Origin of the sequence: Neptunitalea chrysea, from assembly GCF_027924145.1 — a bacterium.
Lineage (GTDB): Bacteria > Bacteroidota > Bacteroidia > Flavobacteriales > Flavobacteriaceae > Neptunitalea > Neptunitalea chrysea.
On sequence record NZ_BRVP01000003.1, the window covers coordinates 209,105 to 234,775 of the forward strand.

Sequence of the window (25,671 nt, forward strand, 5' to 3'; positions counted from 1 at the left end):
TAGTATAACTATAAATTGTATTGTTTTATTTTTCTGTATAATGTTCTTTCTGAGATTCCAAGCTCAGAAGCTGCATTTTTTCTTTTTCCTTTATTACGTTCTAGAGCTTTCTTAATCAACTCTAATTCTTTGTCTTGTAAAGAAAGTGTTTCTTCTTCTTGAATTTCTTCTGCAAAGTGATATTTATCTTCAACAATTGGGGGGGGTATTTGTTGGTGAGACGGCAGTTGCACATACTCTATATTTTCCTCCGTATTGTTATTGCCTGTCTCAAAATCTACATCCGATTCCGATCCGTAAATTTTATTGATAAGTGATTGGTTGTCTTCCTGAACCTTTTCGTTATTACCATGTTCCATGAGTTCCATGGTTAACTTTTTAAGGTCGTTCAAATCACTTTTCATGTCAAATAGCACTTTATAAAGAATTTCTCTTTCATTGCTAAAATCGCTTTCTGATTTTTTACTTCCTACTACAGCAGGTAAATTACTTGTTGCATCCGGAAGATAAGAACGTAGTGTCTTAGCAGAAATAGTTCTTTCTTGTTCTAATACCGATATTTGTTCTGCGATATTTCTTAATTGACGAATATTTCCGTTCCATCTATACTTTAGCAATAACTGTACCGCATCTGGATTTAACCTAATAGTAGGCATTTTGTATTTTTGAGCAAAGTCTGCTGCAAATTTTCTAAAAAGTAAATGAATGTCTTCAGCACGATCACGTAATGGAGAAAGATGAATTTCAACAGTGCTTAAACGATAATACAAGTCTTCTCTGAATTTACCTTTTTCAATAGCTTGTACCATTTTTACATTGGTAGCGGCTACAATACGTACATTCGTTTTTAGAACTTTTGAAGAACCTACTTTAATAAACTCTCCATTTTCTAATACTCTTAAAAGGCGTACTTGTGTGGTTAAAGGTAATTCACCTACTTCATCAAGGAAAATAGTTCCTTCATTGGCTTCTTCAAAATATCCACTACGTGTTTGCGTAGCTCCTGTAAAGGCTCCTTTTTCATGTCCAAATAATTCAGAATCAATGGTTCCTTCAGGGATGGCACCACAGTTTACAGCAATAAATTTACCGTGTTTACGGTGTGAAAGTGAATGTATAATTTTAGGAATAGATTCTTTACCAACACCACTTTCTCCGGTTACTAGTACTGAAATGTCTGTTGGAGCTACCTGAATTGCTTTTTCAAGAGCCCGATTTAATTTAAAATCGTTACCAATAATTCCGAAACGTTGTTTTATAGCTTGAACTGATTCCATTTTTCTTTTCTTCTGCTAGTTTAAAGATCTAGTTGCATTTTTCTTATCTGTTTAAGTCTAGTTCTTCTGAGATTTTATCTTTGGTAGGTCTTTTATTTATTTAATTGTTGTCTGAATATCCGACCGCTTCACCAATTAAGGTGGCGGCTGTACAATCGTTTATTTTAACGTTAACAAAATCACCTATTTTATACACGTCTTTAGGAAACACTACTACCGTGTTTTGGGTGTTTCTTCCCATCCAGTGATCCTCAGATTTTTTTGAGGTACCTTCAATAAGTACTTCTTCTACTTTACCAACATGCTCTTGGGTACGGTATAAACTGTGCTTTTGTTGCACGTTAATGATTTCTGTTAAACGGCGTTTTTTTATATCGCCGGGAATATCATCTTCCATTTTTCTTTCAGCCAACGTACCTGGTCTTTCAGAGTAAGCAAACATAAAACCGAAATCATATTTTACATACTCCATTAAAGAAAGAGTGTCTTGATGATCTTCTTCTGTTTCGGTAGGGAAACCAGCAATCATATCTTGAGATATGGCGCATTCAGGTATAATACGCTTAATATTGTCTATGAGTTCAAAGTATTCTTCACGAGTATGTAAGCGGTTCATTTCTTTTAATATTCTGTTGCTTCCGCTTTGTACAGGTAAGTGAATGTATTTACATATATTATTATGTTTTGCCATAGACTCTATTACATCAAGTGTCATATCTTGAGGGTTAGAGGTAGAAAATCGTATACGTAATTTAGGATAGGTAGTTGCAACCATATCTAATAGCGCTGCAAAATTAACAGCAGTAGCCTTTTGCATATCGCTAGCTTTTTCAAAATCTTTTTTCAATCCACCGCCATACCATAAATAACTATCTACATTTTGACCAAGAAGTGTTATTTCCTTGAACCCTTTGCCTACCAATTCTTTTATTTCTTCTAGTATGGATTGTGGATCGCGGCTACGCTCACGTCCTCTGGTGAACGGTACTACACAAAATGTACACATGTTGTCGCATCCTCTGGTAATAGATACAAAAGCGGTAACTCCGTTACTGTTTAGTCTTACAGGAGCAATATCTCCGTACGTTTCTTCTTTAGATAGTATTACGTTTACAGCATTTCTTCCGTCGTCTATATCTTGAATAAGGTTAGGGAGGTCTTTGTAAGCATCCGGACCAACAACCATATCTACAATTTTTTCTTCTTCAAGAAATTTGCTTTTTAGTCGTTCGGCCATACATCCTAATACTCCAACCTTCATATTAGGGTTAATGCGTTTAACGGCATTAAATTTTTCTAAACGCTTACGTACTGTTTGTTCAGCTTTCTCTCTAATAGAACACGTGTTTACCAAAACAAGATCTGCCTCTTCAAGGTTTTGAGTGGTATTGAAGCCTTCGTTGGTAAGTATAGAGGCTACAATTTCACTATCTGAAAAGTTCATTTGACATCCGTAACTTTCTATGTAAAGTTTACGACTGTTTTCGTTTTTCTGATCTAGTATGATACTGTTTCCTTGTTTGTTTTCGTCAATTATCTTCTCCATATATATACGTGCAAAATAAAGTGCAAATATAGGTTTAAATTTGGGTTATGACAAGGTGTCAGTTATGGATGCGGCTTTTATTTTGGTATCTTTACTAGACAGTATAGATTAAATGCTTGGAGATTTGTCTTGAAACAGAGGGTTTATTCTTGTAAATTCGTTATGATTACAATAGGTATTTAATTATTATTGGTTGTACAGGTTGGTGTGTTTGTGCTAAAGTAGATTGTTGTTGTTATGGTTTTCAGGGTTATTATAGTATTACTTCTTTTTTCGTATAACATAATAAATGCACAAGAAGTACGGTGTGTAGATTGCATTCAGTTTCAAATTGACAATGATTATTTTGCTCCAGATGATAGAGATAATTACTATACTTCCGGTTTATTCGTTAGTTATAGCTATAGTCCAAATGAATTCTTCTGTTTTAAAAAGCAAGGCGGAGAGGTTTTGCTCGTGTCTTATTCACTAGCGCAACAGATGTTTGTGCCTAGATATCCTAATAGTTGGTATATAGGGAATTATGATAGGCCATTTGCTGGGTGGTTAGGGGTGCAAGCGGAGGTTTCTAAGGTTAAGGAAAACAGTGTTTTATTATACGGGATAACGTTAGGTGTTACGGGTAATGCGTCTTTTTCGAGACAATTGCAGCAGAGGTATCATGATTTGGTTGGTATTGAAGAGGATCCGTTGTGGTTGTGGCAAATTCCATCTGAGTTCATGGGGAATGTGAAAATTGGTTATGGTTATTTTATAGTGCCTAAAATGATTTTGATTTCGGAGATGGTTTTTGGAACTAGAGATGATTATTTAAAGATGGGGTTAAAATATACTATTAATGTAAAGGCTAAAGAATTATATAGTATTCCTGATAGAAAGTTATATGGTGTAGCAAGTGTTGCGTATAAGAGAGTTTTTTATGATGCGCTAATTCAGGGAAGTGTTTGGAATAATGATGCACCATTTACGGTTGGTATAGAAAGTAATATGGTAACGTGTACAGTAGGTTTAGGTGTGAGACTTGGTAGATTTGGGGTTGTATTCAGTGAAAATTTTTACTCAAAAAAAACGTCACTAATGGAAGGTCATATGTATGGTACTTTTCAATTAAATTATTTTTATTAGAAATATATATTACATTTGGCACTGATGATAATTGATTTTATGTGCAAACTATAAAATTTTAAAAAGTATATATATAATAAGGAGTAGTTTTAATTATGAATGTAATTAAAAAACGGTAAATGTTAACAGGGATATAATGCCGGTGAAAAAGCTATTTAAAAAAAACTACTACTTTTGCATTTACTAAAAAAATACTATGGCTAAAAATTTAGTGATCGTTGAGTCACCTGCAAAAGCAAAGACGATAGAGAAGTTTCTGGGGAAAGATTTTAAGGTAGAGTCTAGTTTTGGACATATTGCAGATTTACCTTCTAAAGAGTTAGGGGTAGATGTTGAAGGAAATTTTTCTGCCAAATATGTAGTAGGTAGTGATAAAAAAACCTTAGTTAAAAAATTAAAAGATTTAGCTAAAAAAGCAGAAACTGTTTGGTTAGCAAGTGATGAAGATCGGGAGGGAGAGGCTATAGCTTGGCACTTAGCGGAAACGCTTAAATTGGAGAAAGAGAAGACTAAGCGTATTGTTTTTAATTCGATTACCAAAAATGCTATTTTAAAGGCTATAGAGAATCCAAGAACAATTGATTATAATTTAGTGAATGCGCAACAGGCAAGACGTGTATTAGACAGGTTGGTTGGGTATGAGCTTTCTCCTGTACTATGGAAAAAGGTAAAAGGAGGGCTTTCTGCTGGAAGAGTACAGTCGGTTTCTGTACGTCTTATTGTAGAGCGAGAAAGAGAAATTCAAGAGTTTAAGACGGAAGCTTCGTATAGAGTATCCGCAATATTTACTACAGCACAAGGGACTCAGGTAAAGGCTAAATTGCCAAAAACATTTAAAAGCCATAAGGAAGCTAAGATATTCTTAGAGAAAAATACCGATGCGATTTTTAAAGTTGCTGAGTTAGATAAAAAACCAGCTAAAAAATCACCTTCGCCACCTTTTACTACTTCTACTTTACAGCAAGAGGCTTCCAGAAAGTTATATTTTTCTGTTTCTAAGACAATGAATTTGGCGCAACGTTTGTATGAAGCCGGATTGATAACCTATATGAGAACAGATAGTGTAAATTTATCGGGTGAAGCAATTAATGCAGCTCAGAAAGAGATTGAAGGGTATTATGGTAAGGAATTTAGTCAGCCTAGAAAGTTTACAGGGAAAGCTAAAGGAGCGCAAGAAGCTCACGAGGCTATCCGTCCTACAGATATGTCAATTCATTCTGTAGATATAGAGAGAGATCAAGCGCGTTTATATGATTTAATTTGGAAACGTACACTGGCTTCGCAAATGAGTGATGCACAATTAGAACGTACGCAGGTGAAGATTGAAGCGAATACGCATGATGAAAAATTTTCTGCAAATGGTGAAGTAATTAAGTTTGAAGGGTTTTTGAAAGTGTATCTAGAGGGTACTGATGATGAAGAGGAAGAACAAGAAGGTATGCTGCCTAAGTTACAGGTAGGTGAGACTCTTGGTAATAAAGTAATGGATGCTACAGAGCGTTTTACGCGTGCACCATATAGGTATACTGAAGCGTCTTTGGTTAAGAAACTTGAAGAGTTAGGTATTGGACGTCCGTCTACTTATGCGCCAACAATTTCTACTATTCAGAATAGAGGGTATGTAGAGCGTGGTACAGTAGAGGGGGTAGTACGTAAATATCATAAGCTTACTTTGCAGGGGGTGGCAATTAAAGAAGAAGAGCTTACTGAAACTGTAGGGTCTGATAAAGGAAAGTTAGTGCCTACTGATATTGGAATGATTGTGAATGATTTTCTTGTAAATCATTTTGAAAATATTTTGGATTACAACTTTACGGCAAAAGTTGAGGAGGATTTTGATAGCATTGCTGAAGGTGAAGAGGATTGGCAGGCTATGATGAAGAGTTTTTACAAGGATTTTCATCCGCATGTAAAAGAAGTAGAGGAAAATGCAGGAAGAGAAACAGGGGAGCGTATTTTAGGAGAAGATCCGGAGAGTGGTAAGCCTGTAAGTGTACGTTTGGGGCGTTTTGGTCCTATGGTGCAAATTGGTTCTGCAGATGATGAAGAAAAACCGAAGTTTGCAAGTTTATTGCCAGAGCAATCTATAGAAACCATAACTTTTGAGGAGGCTATGGATTTATTTAAGTTGCCAAAGCTTGTTGGGGAATATAATGGAGAAGAGTTGTTGGTGAATGTAGGTAGATTTGGCCCGTATGTAAAATATGGTAGCAAGTATATTTCTTTAGAAAAAGGAGAGGATGTAATGAGTGTTACCAAAGAGAGGGCTATAGAGTTAGTGAAGGCAAAAGAAAAGGCGGATGCTCCTATTGCTTCTTATAAAGGTAAGGAGGTTACGAAAGGAAAAGGTAGATTTGGACCATTTATTAAATGGGACGGAATCTTTATAAATGTAAATAAGAAGTTTGACTTTGATAATCTTTCTAAGGAAGATATTGAGTTTCTTATTGAAGATAAGCTAAAGAAGGAAGCTGAAAAGTTAATTAACGAATGGTCAGAAGAAGGGATTAGAGTAGAGAAGGCAAGATGGGGGCGTTCGGTGATTAAGAAAGGGACTAAAAAGGTAGAGCTTACCAAAGATGTAGATGCTGCTGCATTGAGTTTAGATGAGGTAAAGGCATTGATAGAGCAGAAGTATCCTAGTAAAAAAAGTGCTTCAAAAGCAAAATCTAAAACAAAGACTAAGGCAAAATAATCCATGGGATTTGAATTTTTATCTCCGGTAAAAGAGAGTTTAGTACAATATGTTGAAACGTTAAACGTTTTTACGCTGGGTGCTAAACTTACCATATATACTGAAGAGAGTGAGTTTCCTGATTTAAATGGAGTTTCTATAGCTTTATTGGGAGTGCCTGAATGTAGAGGAGATAGAAGAAATTCCAATACACTTCTTAATCTTAGTGAGTTTAGAAAGCAATTGTATCAATTGTTTCCTGGTAATTGGGCTGTGTCTATTGCAGATTTGGGAGATATAAATCCTGGGGCTGAAGTTAATGATACCTATTACGCACTTAAAGAAATAGTAGCTGAACTTATAAAAAAGCAAATTACTCCTATTATAATAGGAGGGAGTCAAGATTTAACCTATGCAGCTTACCGTGCATATGATAAGTTAGATCAGATGGTAAATTTGGTTTCGGTGGATAACAGCTTTGACTTGAAGTTTGATGATGAAGGATTGCATGCAGAGTCATTTTTAAATTCAGTGATTCAGGAAATGCCACCTAACTTAAGTGATTATGCTAATATAGGATATCAGGTATATTACAATTCGCAAGAGGGATTAGATTTAATGGAGAAGTTGTTTTTTGAGTCATTTAGATTAGGTGAAGTGGTAAACGATTTGGGAGCTATGGAACCGGTTTTTAGAAATGCTGATTTGGTTTCTTTTGATATGAGCGCTGTACAGGGGAGTGATTTAGGGCATACAGAAGGTTCTTTTCCAAACGGATTTAATGCTCGCGAAATATGCGGATTGGCAAGGTATGCAGGGATAAGTGATAGGGTTTCTTGCTTTGGGTTGTTTAATGTTCCGTTATCAGAAAGAGCATTTCAGTTATCGGCACAGTTGGTTTGGTACTTTATAGAGGGGTATAATTATAGGTATAATGAGTATCCTTTTGGTTCAAAAGAGAATTTTTTTAAGTACATAGTGCCGGTAGATGATACCGAGATTATATTTTATAAAAGTGATAAATCTGGACGCTGGTGGATGGAGGTTTCAATTTTTGAAAAAGAGTATAATAATTTTGTTAAAGAGACGTTAATACCATGTACGGAGCAAGATTATCTAAATGCTACCCGCCAAATTACACCGGAACGTTGGTGGCGTATATATCAAAAAAGTGTAAATTAATTAAAATTTACCTTTGTTAGTATAAAGTTATTTAAAACTCAACAATAAAACGTTTTTAAGATTGTTATTTATAGAATTTTCAATAAAAAATTGTTTTTTTAAAATTAATTAGATAGGTTTACGACCTTAAAATTTACAACAAATTTAACCTCAAGTTTATGAAAAAACTATTGCTGTTAGCAGTTGCAATTACCTTCTTAAGTAGCTGCGGGAAAAATGACCGTGGTGAGCTTGTCGGGGACAAAGGGAAGAGATGGTTTTCTGAGAAGCCTTATGGAATGGCTTTAATCCCTGGTGGCTCATTTATAATGGGTAAGTCAGATGATGATTTGGCAAATACGATGAATGCCCCAACCAAAACTGTAACTGTTCCTTCTTTCTATATGGATGAAACAGAAATCACTAATAGCGAATACCGTCAAATGGTAAATTGGGTTAGAGATTCTGTTGTTAGAGTTAAGTTAGCGGAATTCGCTGATTTAAATTCTTTAACTCCTGAAGAGGGTGGTATTGGAGATTATTCATTTAAAGATGTAGATACTACAGATTTAAATGAGTATCAAAAATACATTCTAGAGAAATCAATGTTAAGTTCTGGGTATTCAGGAAGACGTCTTAATTGGGATGTTGATCTTATTTGGGATCATAATGATTACCCTGATGAGTATTATACTGAAATTATGGTGGATAGCGTGTATATTCCTGTAGAGGAAGCATACAATGGTCAGCCTACTGTGAAAACAGATATCCTTAACTTTAGATATACGTGGATGGATATTGAAGCTGCGGCTAAAAACAAAAATCCTGAGAAGACAAGAAAAGATTTTATTAGAACAGATACGGTGCCGGTTTATCCTGATACTACTGTTTGGGTGAAAGATTTTGAATATGCTTACAATGAACCAATGCACAATGAATATTTCTGGCATTCTGCTTATGATGAGTATCCGGTTGTTGGGGTTGACTGGAAACAAGCTAGAGCTTTTTGTGAGTGGAGGTTCTTATATAAAAATATATACAATACTTCTAATGGAATGCAGCCTGTTAATAAATTCAGATTACCAACTGAAGCAGAATGGGAATATGCAGCTAGAGGTGGTATTGAGTCTGGTACATATCCATGGGGAGGTCCTTACATGATGAACAGTACTGGGTGTTTCTTAGCAAACTTTAAGCCATTAAGAGGTGATTATGCTGCTGATCAGGCGTTGTACACTGTAGAAGCAGAAACTTTTGAGGCAAACGATTTTGGGTTATATAATATGTCTGGAAACGTAGCAGAGTGGACCAACTCTACTTACGATCCTGAATCTTATCAGTATGAATCTACAATGAGTCCTAACGTAATCGATAGTATGAATCGTAAGAAAGTAATTAGAGGTGGATCTTGGAAAGATGTTGCCTATATGTTACAGGTGAGTACTAGAGATTGGGAATATCAGGATTCTGCGAGAAGCTATATTGGTTTCAGAACTGTACAAGATTATATGGGAACAGACGTAGTCTTCAATTAATAACCACAACAAAAAAACAACTATTACTTAAACTAAATTATTTTTATTATTATGGCAAAGTCGAAAACAGGAAAGAAAGTTATGAATATGGTCTACGGACTAGGAGCTTCAGTTGTAATTATTGGTGCATTATTTAAGTTAACGCACTGGGAATTTGGGTTCTTAAATGGTACAGTAATGTTAGCTGCTGGATTAATTACAGAAGCTGGAATTTTCGCTATTGCTGCATTTGAGCCTGTAGAAGAAGAATTGGACTGGACAAAAGTTTATCCTGAATTAGCTGGCGGACCAGGTGCTCCAAAAAAAGGTAAGTCTACTGAAGTTGAGGTAGCAGAAGCTCAAGGAGCTTTATCTAAGAAATTAGATGAAATGTTAAAAGATGCTAAGATTGATGCACAGTTAATGCAAAGCTTAGGTGCTAGCATTAAAAACTTTGAGGGTGCTGCTAAAAATATCGCTCCAACTGTTGATGCTGTTGCTTCTACTAAGAAATATGGTGAAGAAATGCAATTGGCTGCTAACCAATTAGAGTCTTTAAATAGCCTATATAAAGTACAATTAGAAAGTGCTTCTAAAAATGCTGCTATAAACGAGGAGGTTGCTGCTAACGCTGGTGAGTTAAAAACTCAAATGGCTAGTTTAACGTCTAACTTGGCTTCATTGAATGGTGTTTATGGTGGAATGCTTTCTGCAATGAACAGAAACTAATTAGTAGTTATTACTAATAAGTAAATGTTAATTCAATTAATTTTAAAATTTAATTAGAAGAAAATGGCAGGAGGAAAATTATCTCCGCGTCAGAGGATGATTAACTTGATGTATCTTGTTTTCATCGCTATGTTGGCGCTAAATATGAGTAAAGAAGTGTTATCAGCTTTTGGTCTGATGACAGAAAAATTAGAGGCTTCTAATGCAGATGCAGCTGTTAGAAACACTGCATTTATGGCTAACCTAGAAGTAAAAAGTAAGGAAGAGCCGGCTAAGTATGAGCCGTTGGTTGCTAAAGCGAACGTGATTAAAGCAAAAGGGGATGATTTATATAGTTTTATAGAGTCTTTAAAAGATGAGATGAATAAAACAGTAGACGACCCTAAAGAATACGAAGTAAAGGATAAACCTGATTTCTTAGATGAGAAATTTTTTAACGCTGGCGGTTTAAAACCAGATGGTAAGAAGTTCTTAAGTATGATTGAGGATTATAGAAATACTGTAGTAAAAACAATTGAGGGTGATTACCCAAGTATTGCAGAAGGTGTTGATCATAAGTTTAGCACCGACAAAGTAGTAAACAAAGATGGTGTTAAGGTTGATTGGATGAATTATAATTATGAAGGATATCCAATGGTGGCTTCTGAAACTAAGTTGACACAATTACAGGCAGATATTAAATCTACAGAATCTGAGGTTTTATCTGCTATGTTACAAGGTCAGTTAAAGATGGAGGCTAACATGAATAACTTTACTACTATTATGGAAACACCAAAACCAGCTTATTTCGCTTCTGATAAGTTTGATGGTTCTATTGTATTAGGTAAAACAGATGCTAAGACAAAACCGAATAAAGTAACGCTTACGTTAGATGGTAGACCACTTACCAAAGGAGATTACGAAATTATTGACGGTAAAGTTAAATTAAATATAGCTGCTGGTAATACTGGGGATCACAAAATTGAAGGTGAATTATTATTTAAACGTGATGGTGAAGATCAAATAGTAAAAGTAGATCAAGGTTATACTGTAATACCAATGCCTAACTCTGCTACTATTGCTGCAGATAAGATGAACGTTGTGTACCGTGGTGTTGCTAACCCAATGACAGTTTCTTTTGCTGGTGTTGACGAAAATAAAGTGAGTGCTTCTGCTGCAGGACATAGCTTTACTAAATCTGGTAATGGTTATATCTTAAAGCCAGGTGCTGGTAAAGAAGTTACCATTAAAGTAAATGGTACGTTGCCTAATGGCACTTCTGTTTCAGACTCTAAGAAATTCAGAATTAAGGATTTACCTAAGCCTGTAGGTTCTATGTTTAAAATGGTTGACGATGTAATAGAGTTACCAAAGGGTAGTATTACTGCTGGTGCTGTTGAAGCACAGTTTGGTGATGATTTTGATTTCAACCTACCACTTGTAGTAAAATCATTTGTTATTGCAGTTCCTGGTCAGGCTCCGATACCTGTTAATGGTAGTAAAATGTCTGGTCCTGCTAAGAATGCAATTAGTAAAGCAAAAAGAGGTGATGTAATACGTATTATTGAAATTAAAGCATCAGCTCCATCTGCTCCAGGTGTTAAAATCCAAAAAGTGGCTCCTATTTCTATAGAAGTGCAATAAATAAACTCAAAACGAAACGTATAGTATGAATTGGAAGAAAGTATTATTAGTAGTTGCCTTAACCTTTGTAGTAGGATCTGAATTAGTTTCTGCTCAGGTTAATATTCTTACTGCAAAGAAGCCTGAGGAAATTGGTACCCCTTCTAAAGAGGATTCAATTTCTCCTAGTAAACCAATCCCTTACGGGTATGTTAGCGATAGAGATATTCTTTGGAAAAGAGAAGTTTGGGAATTTGTCGATTTAGATGAAAGAGTAAACTTTCCTTTATATTACCCAACTGAAGAGTTGTCTGCTAGAAAATCATTATTTATGGTTTTAAAGGAGGGTCTTATGGCTGATAAATTAGATGTTTATAGAGATTCTTATTTTAGTGAGAAAGTGGAGGGTTACGATCAAATCGAGTATGTGTTATCTCGTATGGATACGTTGCCAGCAGCTTACAACTTTATGAATGCTAATCCGGGTGAGCCATTACCAGAAGGGTATGTAAATAAAATTGAAATTTTACCTCAGGATATTCAAGGATATAAAATTAGAGGTGTATGGTATTTTGACAAACGTCAGGGAGAACTTAAATACAGATTAATTGGTATTGCGCCAGTTTCTAAGAGTGTTTATGATCTTAAGAATGATGAGATTACTGATTATATCGATTTATTCTGGGTTTGGTATCCTAGTGCCAGAGAGTTAATGTATGAAGCTAAAGCTTTCAATGAACGTAACTCTGCTACCCCTATATCATTTGATCATTTATTGAACTCCAGAAGATTTAGTGCTACTATTTACAAAGTAGAGAACGTTTATGGAGATCGTGATATAGATGATTATATTCAAGATAATGCATTGTTCCAATTATTAGAGTCTGATCGTATTAAAGAACAGATTAGAGATATGGAACAAGATATGTGGACATACTAGTTTTTAAATCCAATTCATAACAGTATAAAAAAATGCGTCTTTTATAAGACGCATTTTTTATTTTTGGTATATGGTAGACTACTTAATTATAGGTTCGGGGTTGGCTGGGGTTTCTTTTGCTAAAGAGTTGTTAGCAAATGATAAGTCGTTTTGCGTTATTTCTGATGATTCTCAGCAATCATCTCAAGTTGCTGGAGCACTTTATAACCCCGTTATCTTAAAACGTTTTACACCTGTTTGGAAAGCGGATGAACAATTGTTGAAGCTACATGAAACCTTTGGCTATTATGAGAAGTTCTTCGGTGCGTCTTTATTAGAAGATTTACCTGTGTATAGAAGGTTTGCTAGTGTAGAGGAGCAAAATGGGTGGTTTGAGGCTTCGGATAATCCGAAACTTAATAGGTATTTAAATACTGATTTAAAATCGAATACTTTTATAAGTATTGATGCCGATTTTAGGTTTGGGAAAGTAAATGATACGGGTAGATTGGCTATTAGTAAATTGATTAGCTTGTTTAAGACTCATTTTCAAAAGAAGAATTTATTTATATCGGATACTTTTGACTATAGGTTGCTAAAAATAGAGCTTGGTGGGTTTGTTTATAAGGATGTTATAGCTAAAAACGTTATTTTTTGTGATGGTTATGGATTAATGAAAAATCCATACTTTAATTATTTACCACTTAGAGGGACCAAAGGGGAATTGCTGGTTATTAAAGCTCCGGAGTTAAAAGTTGATGTGGTAATTAAGTCGGCCGGATTTATTATTCCATTAGGAAATGATTTGTATAAGATTGGAGCTACGTATAATCACGATGATAAAAATAATATTCCGTCTAAAAAAGGAAGGCAAGAGTTGTTAGATAAAATTGCTGGTTTAATCAAGTGTGATTTTGAAATAGTGAACCAATTAGCAGGAGTTAGACCTACAGTTGCCGATAGACGTCCGTTAGTAGGAGAACATCCTGCTCATAAAAATATGTATATACTTAATGGTCTGGGTACACGCGGAGTAATGATAGGTCCGTATGCTGCAGATATATTATATAAACATATCTATAATGCTGCAGATATTCCTTCAGAAATGAATGTTATTAGATTTAAAAAGCGTTGGTTAAAGGCTAATGCTTAGAAGCTGCATATTTTTGTACAGCTTCAGGATTATATTTAATAAATATGTTCACCCAGATATTTCTAGATACTCTTAAAATAATAGGGTAAAACGCTATTAAAACTACACCAATAGCAATAAAGGCTGTTAATAAATCTGATCCTAAAAAGAAGTAGCTTATGATAAAGGCGGCTACAGAGAATGCGATACTTACCGCATAACTTACATACATAGCACCATAGAAAAAGGAAGGCTCAATTTTGTATATTTGACCACAATGTGAACATTGGTCATGCATTTCTAAGGTTTTAGATAATTGGTAAGGATTTTTACTTGTATACATAGATTCTTCCTGACATCTTGGACAAGTACCTTTAAAAATGCTATTTAATTTTGTTCCTTTGCTAAACATGCTTAATTGTTTTTACAAAATTAAGAAAAGAGTAGTAAGTTGTTTGTAACTATAGTCACAAAATAATGTTGAATATACATAATTTATCAGTATCCTTTGGGGGAGTTTATTTATTTGAAGAAGTCTCGTTTAGACTTAATGCAGGTGACCGTGTAGGGTTGGTTGGTAAAAATGGTGCCGGAAAGTCTACCATGCTAAAATTACTGTCTAAAGATATGGAGCCCGATACCGGTGTTATTGCCTCTGATAAAGATGTACAGATAGGGTTTTTGAAACAAGATATTGATTTTGTTTTAGGGAGAACTGTACTAGAGGAAGCCTATCAGGCCTTTGAAGAGATCAAGGCATTGGAATTGGCAATGGATCAGGTAAATCATGAGTTGGCTAATCGTACCGATTACGAAAGTGAGGGGTACCATGAGTTAATGGTAAAATTGAATGATGTATCCCACAGATACGAAATTTTAGGAGGATACAATTATCAGGGAGATACCGAAAAGATATTGTTAGGGCTTGGTTTTAAACGCGAAGATTTTGAAAAAATTACAGATACCTTTTCAGGAGGGTGGCGTATGCGTATAGAGTTGGCAAAGCTATTGTTACAAAATAATGACGTGTTGCTGTTAGATGAGCCTACTAACCATTTAGATATAGAATCGATTATTTGGTTGGAGCAATTTCTTAAAGGGTATTCGGGAGTTGTGGTAATTGTATCTCACGATAAAATGTTTTTAGATAATGTAACCAATCGTACTATTGAAATCTCTTTAGGCCAGATTTATGATTATAACAAGCCGTATTCAGAATATTTAGTAACCCGAGAAGAGTTGCGTACACAACAACTGGCGGCACAGAAAAATCAAGAGAAGCAAATACAGCAAACGGAGAAGTTAATTGAAAAGTTTAGAGCAAAAGCTTCTAAGGCTTCTATGGCGCAATCATTAATTAAAAAATTAGATAGAATAGATCGTATAGAGGTTGATGAAGATGATAATGCGGTAATGCATATTCAGTTTCCGGTATCGGTACAACCGGGTAAGGTGGTACTAGAAATTGATAAAGCTTCTAAAAGCTATGGCGATAAGCAAATACTAAAAGAACTAGATTTATTAGTAGAGCGTGGTAGCAAAATAGCCTTTGTAGGGCAGAATGGTCAGGGGAAAACAACCTTGGCTAAAATGATTGTTACTGAAATTAATTACACCGGAAATATAAAATTAGGACATAATGTGCAATTGGGATATTTTGCACAAAATCAGGCAGAATATTTAGATGGAGAAATTACCATATTAGATACTATGTTGAGCGCAGCAAATGATGGTAATCGTACAAAGGTTCGTGATATATTAGGTTCGTTTTTATTTAGAGGAGATGATGTAGATAAGAAAGTAAAAGTACTTTCGGGGGGAGAGCGTAACCGTTTGGCGTTAGCTAAAATGCTATTACAACCCTTTAACGTGTTGGTAATGGATGAGCCTACCAACCACTTAGATATAAAATCTAAAAACGTTTTAAAGCAGGCACTGCAAAGCTTTGAAGGAACCTTATTATTGGTGTCTCACGATAGAGATTTTTTACAGCAGCTAACAGATAAGGTATATGAGTTTAAAGACAAAAAGATTAAGGAATATCTAGGAGACATAAACGATTACTTAGAGCAGCGTAATGCAGATAATTTTAGAGCTATTGAAAAGAAGGATGAAGTAAAAGAAAATAAGCCAACGGAGAACAAAGCGATATCTTATGAAGCTCAGAAGAAAATAAAATCCTTAAAAAATAGATTGAGTAAGGTTGAAAGTACTATTGCTGATTTAGAAAAACAAATAGCTGAGATTGACGTTGAGCTAGCTATTAATTATGATGAAATGGTAGCTAAACCCAATTTTTTTGATATTTATCAAAAGAAAAAAGATACTTTGGAAAGTTTAATGGAGGATTGGGAGAAAATTCATGAAGAAATTGAAGTGGCTTCTATGTAACTCATTCAAAATTACTTAGTATTTTAGCAGGAGTGTTTATAAGATTTTTAGGTTAATAGAATAAATGAATCCAAAGAAGATAGTCCTTTACATAGTAGCAGTACTTGTGGTAATGCTTGGTGTTACCGCTTTAAGTACAAAGGTGATGAGTGATGGTGAAGAAACGGAAGGGTTTCAGTTGATGGGGGTAACGGTAAAGTATCCTACTACCAAGAGTTTCTTCAAGGAAAAGCCTAAAAAGAAAAAAAACAACAAACAAATAGATAGTATTGTTAACTCAATTGAGACTATAGTAGCTGATATAGAAGGAGATACCTCTGATGTTGATGAAGAAGAAGTAATAGATACTACAGTACAGAAAGTAAAAGTACCTGACTTTACGAAAATTGATACGTCAAAAATACAGCGTATAGCCTATCCTGAGAACAAAGCAGAGTTTATAGCGAAGTTGCGTGAGCAAATTAAAAAGCCGCATTCCAGAATTATACATTATGGAGACTCTCAGCTAGAAGGCGATCGTATTTCTGCCTACATCCGTAATCGTTTACAAGGTATTTATGGAGGCGGTGGTCCTGGTTTTATTCCTATTAAACAGGTGTATCATCAATTAAGTGCAAATGTTACGTGTAGTGATAACTGGTTGCGCTATGCAGCATTTGATCCTACCCAGAAAAGGTTCAATCACAAAAAATATGGAGTGTATACTTCACTATCTCGATTCACAGTACCGTTACAGGTTCCTATAGATAGTGTAGATATCGATACTTTTCCTATAGTTGATGCAACCATTAATGTAGGGTATTCAAAACGAGCCTATGCTAATTTTAGAAAATTTAATACCGTTACATTGCACTATGGCCGTAACTTAACACCTACCAGTTTAAAGGTGTTTAATAATGATAGCCTTATTAAGCAAGACTCTCTAAAACTAGATACCTTATATCATGCATATACGGTTAAGTTAAAAGAGGCACCTACCAATTTAAGATTTGAATTTGGTTCTAAAATAAGTCCTGATTTTTACGGTTTAACTTTAGATGCGCCAACAGGTGTTACACTCGATAATGTAGCAATGCGGGGTGCATCGGGTACAGTGTTCAAAAAATTGTCTGATACCAACTTTGGTAGCATGGTGAAACAATTGAGTCCTGATGTATTCATATTTCAATATGGAGGAAATACGGTACCCTACCTAAAAGATTCATTGGGAGTAAATAATTATTCTAGGTATGTGCTAAGTAACGTAAATTGGGTAAGGCGTAAGGCACCGGAAGCAACTATATTGTTTATAGGACCTTCTGATATGACAACTTCGAAGGATGGGATTTTCTATACATATGAATTGCTACCTTACCTAAATGCGAAATTAAAAGCTACGTGCTTACAGAATAATATAGCCTATTGGGATATGTTTGGTGCTATGGGAGGTGATAACTCAATGGAGCATTGGGTAGATCAAGGACTAGCAGGTACTGATTATACACATTTTACGCCTAAAGGGACTAAGATTATATCAGAGTTATTTTTTATAGCTTTGTATCTAGACCTATCGGAGAAACCTGTACAGACTGACGAAATGAAAGTGCAATCAAATGAACAAGAGACGTTTTAGATGAAGAAGATTTTAGTAGCGATGTTTTTAATGGTGTCTGCATTTACTCAGGCACAACACTATGTTTTGGATAGTATTGAAAAAGCGGATTCGAAACTTATAGATTTTGGAGAAAATGTATTGAAATATGCAGATGATTCTCCCTATTTTTCTTATTTCTTTAGTCAGCTAGATAGTTTATACAATGGCGATAAGAAAAAGCTTCATATATTTCATATTGGAGGTTCGCATATCCAGGCAGATATTTACTCAAACAAGCTGCGTACCTATCTACAAAACATGAATGATGTAAGTATTAGTCAAAGAGGATTTGTTTTTCCATATCATTTGGCACATACCAATAACCCAACCAATTATCGTATTGAAGCAAATAATGAAAAATGGAAAGGTTACAGGTGTTCAAGACGTGATAGCGTAGTTTGGGGATTAGCCGGTATTACCGCGGAGTTTAAGGATGAAATAGATACCATTTATGTAAAGTCAAACTACAAGAATTATACAGATAAGGATTATTGCTATAACAAACTACGTGTATTTTATAATACATGGGATAAAGATTATGAGCTTAGAGTATTAGAGAAAGAACTTGTAGATGAAATTATAGTAGATTCTGTATACGCCTATCGTCAGTTTAATTTTAAAACAGATATAGATTCGGTAGCGGTAGAAATAAAATTAAAATCTGAGGTGGTTGGTAAAAATCATGCCAGTTTTTATTTAATGGGTATGGAGTTAATGAATGATGAGCCTGGAATTGAGTATACCAGTATTGGAGTTAATGGGGCGAGCTTTAAATCGTATAATAAGTGTGCGTATTTTGAGCAACAACTAAAGCTGTATGAACCTGATTTGTTTATCATCTCTATTGGTACAAACGATGCCTATACCTATCATTTTGATGAAGAAAAATTTAGAGAGAACTACGATAACTTTATTCAAATGATACAACGGGTAAATCCGCAATGTGCCATTTTGTTAACCGTACCTAACGATTCGTATTTCAAAAGAAAATATGCCAATAAGAATACACAAAAAGAACAACGTATTATTCTTGAATTAGCTCAAAAACGGCAAATGGCAGTATGGGATTTTTACGCTGTTATGGGAGGTTTAGGATCTTCTCAAAAGTGGTATAGAAACCACTTGATGCCAAGAGACCGCATACATTTTACGCATTTAGGCTATAGCATTAAAGCCGACCTATTATTAAGTGCTTTGGTTCGCCAATGGGAACGCACGACCAACCGACCTGAAGAAAGTTTACTAACTCATTTTAAATCCTTAGATGAATAGAGTACTTGAAATTTTTAAGATGAATCGAATACTTGAAGTTTTTAAGTTTTCTGAGGAATCTCCGTTAATATTTACACAGGCAGACTTCTGGATATTTTTTGCTGTTGCATATCTGATATTTGCTCTTATTTATAAGAAAGTATCGCTTAGAAATGCTTATCTATTTATTATTTCTCTATTCTTCTATTATAAAACAAGCGGATTATTTATCGGGATTTTGATATTTAGTACCCTTGTAGATTTCTTTATTGGCCGTACAATATACAACAGTAATAGTAAGGTAAAACGAAAGGTACTGGTAACTATAAGTGTTTGTGTGAACTTATTGGTGTTGTGTTATTTCAAGTATGCGTATTTCTTTACAGATTCTTTCAATTATTTATTTCATACCAATATAGAAGTGTTTAACTGGTTGTCATATTGGGGAAATTCATTTTCAGATCAGGGTTATTTTACTGTAGATAAAATTATTTTACCCGTTGGTATATCATTCTATACTTTCCAAACAATTAGTTATAGTGTAGATATTTATAGAGGAAATTTAAAGCCGTTAAAATCTATTGTAGATTTTGGTTTTTTTGTAAGCTTCTTTCCTCAACTGGTTGCTGGCCCTATTGTTAGAGCAGAGAGTTTTGTTCCGCAAATTAGAAAGGCTACACAAATTTCGGTATCCGACTTTAATAGAGGAACCTTCATGATCTTAAAAGGGTTAATCAAAAAAATGATTTTTGCCGACTTTATAGCCATGCATTTCCTAGATAGGGTTTTTGATGCTCCCGAGATGTTTTCTGGTTTTGCTAATGTAATGGCTATGATAGGGTATTCATTGCAGATTTATGGTGATTTCTCTGGGTATACAGATATAGCTATTGGATTAGCCTTATTAATGGGATTTAAGTTGCCAAATAACTTCGATTCGCCCTACAAAGCAGATAGTGCGGGTAATTTCTGGAAACGTTGGCACATTTCATTATCTACATGGTTACGAGACTATTTGTACATTCCGTTAGGAGGTAACCGAAAAGGTTCTACAGCATCGTATATTATTTTAGGTATTATTTTAGGAGGTGTAATGTTAGCTTTTGGTAATATTTACATGTATATTATGATACCTTTTCTAGTAGTTACAGCAGTGCTAGGAGCACGTTTTTCTGACACCATTAAAAACCATATAAATACGAATATCAACATAATGTTAACCATGCTTATAGGTGGTTTATGGCATGGAGCCTCCTGGAAGTTTGTTATTTGGGGTGGACTTAATGGGGTAGGGATTGTAACCTATAAGTTCTGGCGCAAAATTAGTCCGTATGAGAAAAGCACGCATTTGTTGGCACATGTTTGGAAAGTGTTTTTTACTTTTCTGTTTATCACCTTTACCCGTATCTACTTTAGGGGCAATAGTATGGCACATATTCAACGGTGGTACCATCAGGTAGCTCATAATATGGATTGGGCACATGCCTGGGATATATTGGTACATTACCAAATGGTTTTTTGGGTAATGTTATTAGGGTATGTTACGCATTGGCTCCCTTATAGTCTAAAAGATAAAATAGAAGATCTTTATGGTAAGAGTCCGGCACCGGTTAAAATAGGCTTGGCAGTGGTGGTTGGAATCATATGTTATCAAGCGTTTTCTACCGATTTTCAGCCCTTTATTTATTTTCAGTTTTAGTGTTCTAGTGTTAAGTCAATTTTTATTACCTTTTCTCAAAAAGAAATGGAGGAACACTTTTTTCAATGTCCGTATTGTTGGGAAGAAATTTCTATGTTACTTGACGCCTCAGTACGTCATCAGACCTATGTAGAAGATTGTGAGGTGTGTTGTAATCCTATAGAAATTACCGTTTATTATGAGGAAGGTGTACTAACTGAGTTTTCTGCGCAAGAGTTGGGTCAGTAGAGTAGTTTGTTATATTGATAAATGTTTTATATGGGTAAGCGTTATAATTATTCTTATTTTTGATTTATAAATAGAATCGTAAAATATTATGAAAAATAGATATGTTGATTTTATAAAAGATGAGCATTTCATTAAATGCATAGAAACCTTATACTATTCTTATGTTAAGGCAAAAGAGCAAATAACAAAAAAGAAGTTTTATAACAATAAAATAGATGCTATTAAACTAACTTTTGATTCAAAGTTTAATAAGCTTGATGAAGAAAGTATTATTGAAGCTGAAATATTAAGACAGATAGATAAATCTATAAATAACTCTATTGGAACTTTTCATGAGCAAATACTAGGTGGTATTGAAGGCTATGAAATGGGAAATTTAAGTGGTTTTGATATTAAGGCAAAGGATAACACGCTGTTTGCCGACATAAAGAATAAGCATAATACCATGAATAGTAGTTCGGCTGAAGCTTTATTTCAAAAACTGGCAAGATACGCAGATGATTACAAGAGAGCTAAATGCTATTGGGTGCAGATTTTAGCAAAAAATAGTTTTAATGAGTCTTGGGTTGGAGATATAAATGGAAAGGAATATAGTCATAGTAGAGTTTTTAAAATTTCGGGGGATAGGTTTTATGCTTTACTTACAGGGAGTGAAACCGCTTTTTATGATCTCTATAAAGCTCTACCTAAAGCAATAGATGATTTTATGCAAACTATTGATAATGGAGAAAAATCAGAAGTGAATTCAGCTTTGGCTGAAATTCAAGAGGAGATAAAATCATCTAAACGAACAATTTTAGATCAAATAACATTTGAAAATTATAGTTATTATTTAGGCTTTGATAAGTTATAATAACTATTTAGAAATTTAATAATTGAAAAACCGACTTCTTGACCAAGGTTAACAGGTACAGCATTTCCTATTTGTTTATATTGTTGAGCTATTGAGCCTGCAAATTCCCAATTATCAGGAAACGTTTGTATTCTAGCATATTCTCTTACAGTAAATGGTCGTGTTTCTTCCGGATGGCATCTTTCTGTTTGTTTTTGGGCTGGGCTGCATGTTAGTGTTAGAGAAGGTTCATCCCATCCAATTCTTCTTGCCATTCCAGTTTTACCTCCACCCAGATAAAAGCTTCCTCCCATGTACTCTTTTTGAATGTCAATAGGGAGATCTCGCCAATAACCTTTGGGAGGTACCATATCTAGTACCTTTTTTTTGTATTCTGGATATTTAGCACCTTTTGATTCTGGTACATCGGAGTCATAAAGTTCACCTTTTTTTAAGGCATCACTTAAGTTGTAAACCTTTTTATGAGGTGTAGGATACTTAAAATCGATGTCGATATCCTTTCGAATTCCAACTAAAATTAAACGTTCCCTCTTCTGTGGTACTCTATAATTTATAGCTTTAAGAACTTCTACAGAAACAACATTATAACCTATTTCGTCCAATATGGAAATCATGCCTTTAAGAGTGTTCCCTTTGTCGTGACTAAGGAGACCTCTTACATTTTCACCAATACATAAAGCAGGTTTAACCTCTTGCACTACTCTTGCAAATTCATAAAAGAGAGTTCCTCGTGCATCGTTTAAACCTAGTTTCTTTCCTGCATAGCTAAATGCTTGGCAAGGAAAACCACCCGTAACAACATCCACTTTGTTTTCATATTGGGTAAAATCAAACTCTTTAATATCCCCCTCCATAACATTCCAGTTAGGTCTGTTCTTTCGTAAGGTTGTGCAAGCCCATTTGTCAATTTCGTTTAAAGCAACGCACTTTAATCCTGCTTTTTCCAAGCCTATAGCCAAACCTCCAGCTCCTGCAAATAGTTCTAAAACAGCATATTCATTTTGAGGTTCTACAAAATTAGAGACTTCATCTTCATAAGTTTCGTCAAATAGAATACCTAAGAAATTTTGAACGTCAGATTTCTTATAAACTCTGTAATTTGATACAGGTTCTCTTACGGCATTTAAAATACCTTCTTTATCCCATCTTCTTAAAGTTTCTTTACTTTTGCCTATTAATTCTGCTGTTTCGGAAAGTGACAAATAATTACTCATAACCAAGTTATTAAACCTTACTCATTGGTTACAAATTTAGTTTGTTTTTATTTTAAATTTTACTATTTTTTTAAATAAAATTTTCATACCCATTTTAAATTTTATTAGTATTACTTTAATAAAGTGAGTATTGTAAGTGATTTTTAGTGTTAGAATAAAAAATATCAAAAGTTTGAAATTTCAATTTTAGATTTTTTTTTATCCATTAAATGAATTCATTTTTTGTGGATACCTCAATTTTTTTGTTAAGAATAGATTTTTAGTAGAGAATGTTTATTTTTACTTAAGTAGTAAGATTTAATTTTCAGTGTTTTATTCGGTTAACGAAATTAGAATACGATTCGTGTAAGTACTTTATGAGTTTGCCCTGAAGTTGTTAGCCGAATGAAGATTAATGATTCGCTATTAAAATATAACCAACTAACTATTCTTTTTTATGAAATTACCTTTACTTTTTTGTTGTATAGCCTTAGGGCTTGTAGGAACATTAAAATCAAATGCTCAAAACGGATTTAATTTTGGAGTGCTTGCAGGAGCCAACTACGCGAGTTATGAGTACGTTGGAGATAAAGAAATTTATGCCGAGTACGATAGTGGATTTGGTTATTATATTGGTGGTTTTGTAAGTATTCCAATAGGTGTTAAATTAACCTTTGCTCCTGAGTTACTTTTTTCGTACCAAACTGCCAAAGCAGATGGAGATATTGATGACTTATTAGCCTTAATGGATTTGACTATTCCATTTAATTTAGAGGGAGATGTTAATTTAGATGCTACTGAGAAAATAATTATGTTGCCATTAATGTTTAGAATGAAGGTAACCAAATTTGACTTTGCTTTAGGGCCACAAATATCATATTCACTTAGTAGAAAATTAAATGGGAATGCTGAGATTTTTGGATTCGATTTAGATTTAGACGATGTAGATGTGGCAGATTTGTATGATGAAAAGGATAGTGATAATTTTGGACTGAATATGAATATAGATGCGGGTTATTATATTACAGAGCATTTAAAAATTGGAGCCAGATATAGCTACGGAGTGCTGGTAAGAGATGAAATGCGTACTTCTGTTGTACAATTAGGATTGTCTTACGGAATTTTATAATGAATTAAATACATATAATAATGAGAAAAATGATTTTATTGTTTTTGATTGTTGCCGGAACAATACAACAGGCAAATGCTCAGTCTGAAGACAGTACCGATACATATAGAGATAAGGTAGATGAATTGTTGATATTAGGTGGAAGTGAACAAGTATTTAAAACGGCTGTAGGAAACATTTTAAAAATGTATAAAGATAAGAATAGTGATAACCAAGAATTAGTTCTGTTTTTGGATAAGCTAGAAGAAAGAATGTTGAAAGAATCGTTGAATGAATTAACAGATATGTTAGTTCCTGTATATAAGAAGAATTTTACAGCAGAAGATTTAGATCAACTTATAGCTTTTTATAAAACTGATATAGGAAAAAAGTTAGTTGAAAAAACACCTGCAATTATGGAAGAATCTATGCAAATAGGACAGTTATGGGGGAGAAAAGTTGCCGAGGAGGTTCAAGCTGAATTAGAGAAAAACTAATTTTAACATTTTAAGATATCTAAAAAAGGGAAACACTGTTTCTCTTTTTTATTCATTAATCGAGATTATAAAGTATTGCCTGTAAAGTATTGTAATAGATTGGCTTGCGAGTAGAAAGATTAAAGATACCTCATATTAAAAATTATTGTTTATTTTAGGCTTAGTTTGCAAGTCCACCTCATTTTTTCACAACGCTTAGCACTGGGAGAAAAATCAACAACTATATTGTTGAAGCCATTGTGTTTAAAGCCGGAAGAACTTTGGGACGAGACAAATTGAATTTTGCGAAGGTAGGGTTCAGGCAGAGGTGATTATGTACGGGTAGGGAATCGTCTTTTTAAGATTCCCGTAATTCTTTTATCCCAATAGGCTAATGTAATATCATAAGCATTCTTAGTTGAGTTGGCTAACTCCCTCGTATTTTTATTTGAGTAGGTTGCTCATATTTCTGATACTTTCATAATGGTGAAACTTTGTAGTTAGTTATGTCCTTGCAGCCTTTTCTGGTATTGGATTTAGTGTTATGAATATTTTTAACTAAATACAAAATATTTTGTATAAAAAACATATCTTTACAAGAGTTACAGCTTTTTCTCCTAAGAAAATTAAGTGTTTTAAAATTTGAAAAATTTGCTTTTCAGAACGAAAAAGACATTTCTTACCTCCAATTTGAAACAAAAGCACTCTATCTTTGTCATAAGATAGTTGAAAATATATTTAAAAATATTGTAGTAATGACCCTTACCGATATATTAAAAGACTCGAGTTATAAACTTACTCAGTTTAAGCCGGAACAGATTGAACGATTTGAATCATCTATTTTTCTTAAAGATGTTAGAGATAAAAAAGTACCATATATTACCTGTTTAGTTAGAAATAGAGATATTAAGCTTACTCCCGAAGAAGCTATAAGACAGCTTTATTTAATAGTACTTAACGAAGTGTACGATTATCCTTTTGAACGTATGGAGTTGGAGTATGCTGTTAGTTTCGGAAGAGAGAAAAAAAGAGCAGATATTGTAGTATTTGATAAAAAAGATACGAGAGCCATCTACATAATGGTTGAGCTTAAAAAGCCAAAATTAAAGGACGGTAAAGAGCAGCTAAAAAGTTATTGCAATGCCACGGGCGCACCCATA

At 34.2% G+C, this 25,671-nt stretch carries 21 protein-coding genes; 17 read left to right on the forward strand and 4 right to left on the reverse strand.

Annotated elements, in window-relative coordinates; genetic code table 11:
* Positions 1-8: 8 nt before the first annotated feature.
* Positions 9-1,277 (reverse strand): sigma-54 interaction domain-containing protein, encoded by a 1,269-nt coding sequence (locus NBRC110019_RS03055; protein ID WP_281752237.1) that lies wholly within the window; start codon positions 1,275-1,277, stop codon positions 9-11.
* A 100-nt stretch (positions 1,278-1,377) separates the two neighbouring features.
* Positions 1,378-2,823 (reverse strand): tRNA (N6-isopentenyl adenosine(37)-C2)-methylthiotransferase MiaB, encoded by a 1,446-nt coding sequence (gene miaB, locus NBRC110019_RS03060; RefSeq protein WP_281752239.1) that lies wholly within the window; start codon positions 2,821-2,823, stop codon positions 1,378-1,380.
* A gap of 237 nt (positions 2,824-3,060) precedes the next feature.
* Here miaB and NBRC110019_RS03065 point away from each other — a divergent pair, with 237 nt between their 5' ends.
* From NBRC110019_RS03065 to NBRC110019_RS03100, 8 genes are all read left to right on the forward strand, one after another.
* The gene (locus tag NBRC110019_RS03065; RefSeq protein WP_281752241.1) at positions 3,061-3,948 is read left to right on the forward strand and encodes a lipid A-modifier LpxR family protein; all 888 of its coding nucleotides are present in this window, start codon (positions 3,061-3,063) and stop codon (positions 3,946-3,948) included.
* 196 nt (positions 3,949-4,144) lie between these two features.
* Positions 4,145-6,643, forward strand: coding sequence for a type I DNA topoisomerase (topA, locus tag NBRC110019_RS03070; protein WP_281752243.1), 2,499 nt, complete (start codon positions 4,145-4,147; stop codon positions 6,641-6,643).
* Positions 6,644-6,646: 3 nt separating this feature from the next.
* A complete protein-coding gene (locus NBRC110019_RS03075; protein WP_281752245.1) occupies positions 6,647-7,804 on the forward strand; it encodes a formimidoylglutamase in 1,158 nt (385 codons plus the stop codon).
* A gap of 158 nt (positions 7,805-7,962) precedes the next feature.
* Complete coding sequence (gene porK, locus NBRC110019_RS03080) at positions 7,963-9,318, forward strand: T9SS ring complex lipoprotein PorK/GldK (RefSeq protein WP_281752247.1); 1,356 nt, start codon at positions 7,963-7,965, stop codon at positions 9,316-9,318.
* A 51-nt stretch (positions 9,319-9,369) separates the two neighbouring features.
* Positions 9,370-10,026 carry a type IX secretion system motor protein PorL/GldL gene (porL, locus tag NBRC110019_RS03085; RefSeq protein WP_281752250.1) on the forward strand — a complete coding sequence of 219 codons (657 nt, stop codon included), beginning with the start codon at positions 9,370-9,372 and terminating at the stop codon, positions 10,024-10,026.
* 63 nt (positions 10,027-10,089) lie between these two features.
* Positions 10,090-11,649: a type IX secretion system motor protein PorM/GldM gene (gene porM / locus NBRC110019_RS03090; RefSeq protein ID WP_281752252.1), complete on the forward strand. Its 1,560-nt coding sequence runs from the start codon at positions 10,090-10,092 to the stop codon at positions 11,647-11,649.
* 25 nt (positions 11,650-11,674) lie between these two features.
* Positions 11,675-12,568, forward strand: a complete 894-nt coding sequence (porN, locus tag NBRC110019_RS03095) for a type IX secretion system ring subunit PorN/GldN (RefSeq protein WP_281752255.1) — start codon at positions 11,675-11,677, stop codon at positions 12,566-12,568.
* 70 nt (positions 12,569-12,638) lie between these two features.
* Positions 12,639-13,700 carry an NAD(P)/FAD-dependent oxidoreductase gene (locus tag NBRC110019_RS03100; RefSeq protein WP_281752257.1) on the forward strand — a complete coding sequence of 354 codons (1,062 nt, stop codon included), beginning with the start codon at positions 12,639-12,641 and terminating at the stop codon, positions 13,698-13,700.
* On the opposite strand, the gene NBRC110019_RS03105 is transcribed toward NBRC110019_RS03100, so the two are convergent.
* Positions 13,690-14,091: a DUF983 domain-containing protein gene (locus NBRC110019_RS03105; protein WP_281752259.1), complete on the reverse strand. Its 402-nt coding sequence runs from the start codon at positions 14,089-14,091 to the stop codon at positions 13,690-13,692. The genes NBRC110019_RS03100 and NBRC110019_RS03105 overlap by 11 nt on opposite strands.
* Positions 14,092-14,156: 65 nt before the next feature.
* Between NBRC110019_RS03105 and abc-f the strand changes: the two genes are divergently transcribed.
* The 6 genes from abc-f (at position 14,157) to NBRC110019_RS03135 (ending at position 21,734) form a co-directional block, all read left to right on the forward strand.
* Entirely contained in the window at positions 14,157-16,070 is a 1,914-nt protein-coding gene (gene abc-f / locus NBRC110019_RS03110; RefSeq protein WP_281752261.1) for a ribosomal protection-like ABC-F family protein, read from the forward strand.
* Positions 16,071-16,134: 64 nt separating this feature from the next.
* Positions 16,135-17,682, forward strand: coding sequence for a GDSL-type esterase/lipase family protein (locus NBRC110019_RS03115; protein WP_281752263.1), 1,548 nt, complete (start codon positions 16,135-16,137; stop codon positions 17,680-17,682).
* The gene (locus NBRC110019_RS03120; protein ID WP_281752265.1) at positions 17,683-18,975 is read left to right on the forward strand and encodes a GDSL-type esterase/lipase family protein; all 1,293 of its coding nucleotides are present in this window, start codon (positions 17,683-17,685) and stop codon (positions 18,973-18,975) included.
* A 19-nt stretch (positions 18,976-18,994) separates the two neighbouring features.
* Positions 18,995-20,653 (forward strand): MBOAT family O-acyltransferase, encoded by a 1,659-nt coding sequence (locus NBRC110019_RS03125; RefSeq protein ID WP_281752267.1) that lies wholly within the window; start codon positions 18,995-18,997, stop codon positions 20,651-20,653.
* Between the two features lie 45 nt (positions 20,654-20,698).
* A complete protein-coding gene (locus NBRC110019_RS03130) occupies positions 20,699-20,881 on the forward strand; it encodes a CPXCG motif-containing cysteine-rich protein (protein ID WP_281752269.1) in 183 nt (60 codons plus the stop codon).
* An 88-nt stretch (positions 20,882-20,969) separates the two neighbouring features.
* Positions 20,970-21,734 (forward strand): Eco47II family restriction endonuclease, encoded by a 765-nt coding sequence (locus NBRC110019_RS03135; protein WP_281752271.1) that lies wholly within the window; start codon positions 20,970-20,972, stop codon positions 21,732-21,734.
* Here NBRC110019_RS03135 and dcm read toward each other — a convergent pair.
* Positions 21,710-22,948, reverse strand: a complete 1,239-nt coding sequence (dcm, locus tag NBRC110019_RS03140) for a DNA (cytosine-5-)-methyltransferase (protein WP_373876989.1) — start codon at positions 22,946-22,948, stop codon at positions 21,710-21,712. The two genes, NBRC110019_RS03135 and dcm, sit on opposite strands and share 25 nt — an antisense overlap.
* Before the next feature lie 436 nt (positions 22,949-23,384).
* Here dcm and NBRC110019_RS03145 point away from each other — a divergent pair, with 436 nt between their 5' ends.
* The 3 genes from NBRC110019_RS03145 to NBRC110019_RS03155 form a co-directional block, all read left to right on the forward strand.
* A complete protein-coding gene (locus tag NBRC110019_RS03145; protein WP_281752276.1) occupies positions 23,385-24,056 on the forward strand; it encodes a porin family protein in 672 nt (223 codons plus the stop codon).
* Between the two features lie 20 nt (positions 24,057-24,076).
* Complete coding sequence (locus NBRC110019_RS03150; RefSeq protein WP_281752278.1) at positions 24,077-24,532, forward strand: DUF2059 domain-containing protein; 456 nt, start codon at positions 24,077-24,079, stop codon at positions 24,530-24,532.
* Between the two features lie 734 nt (positions 24,533-25,266).
* On the forward strand, positions 25,267-25,671 hold a 405-nt coding region (locus tag NBRC110019_RS03155; RefSeq protein ID WP_281752280.1), incomplete at its 3' end, for a type I restriction enzyme HsdR N-terminal domain-containing protein.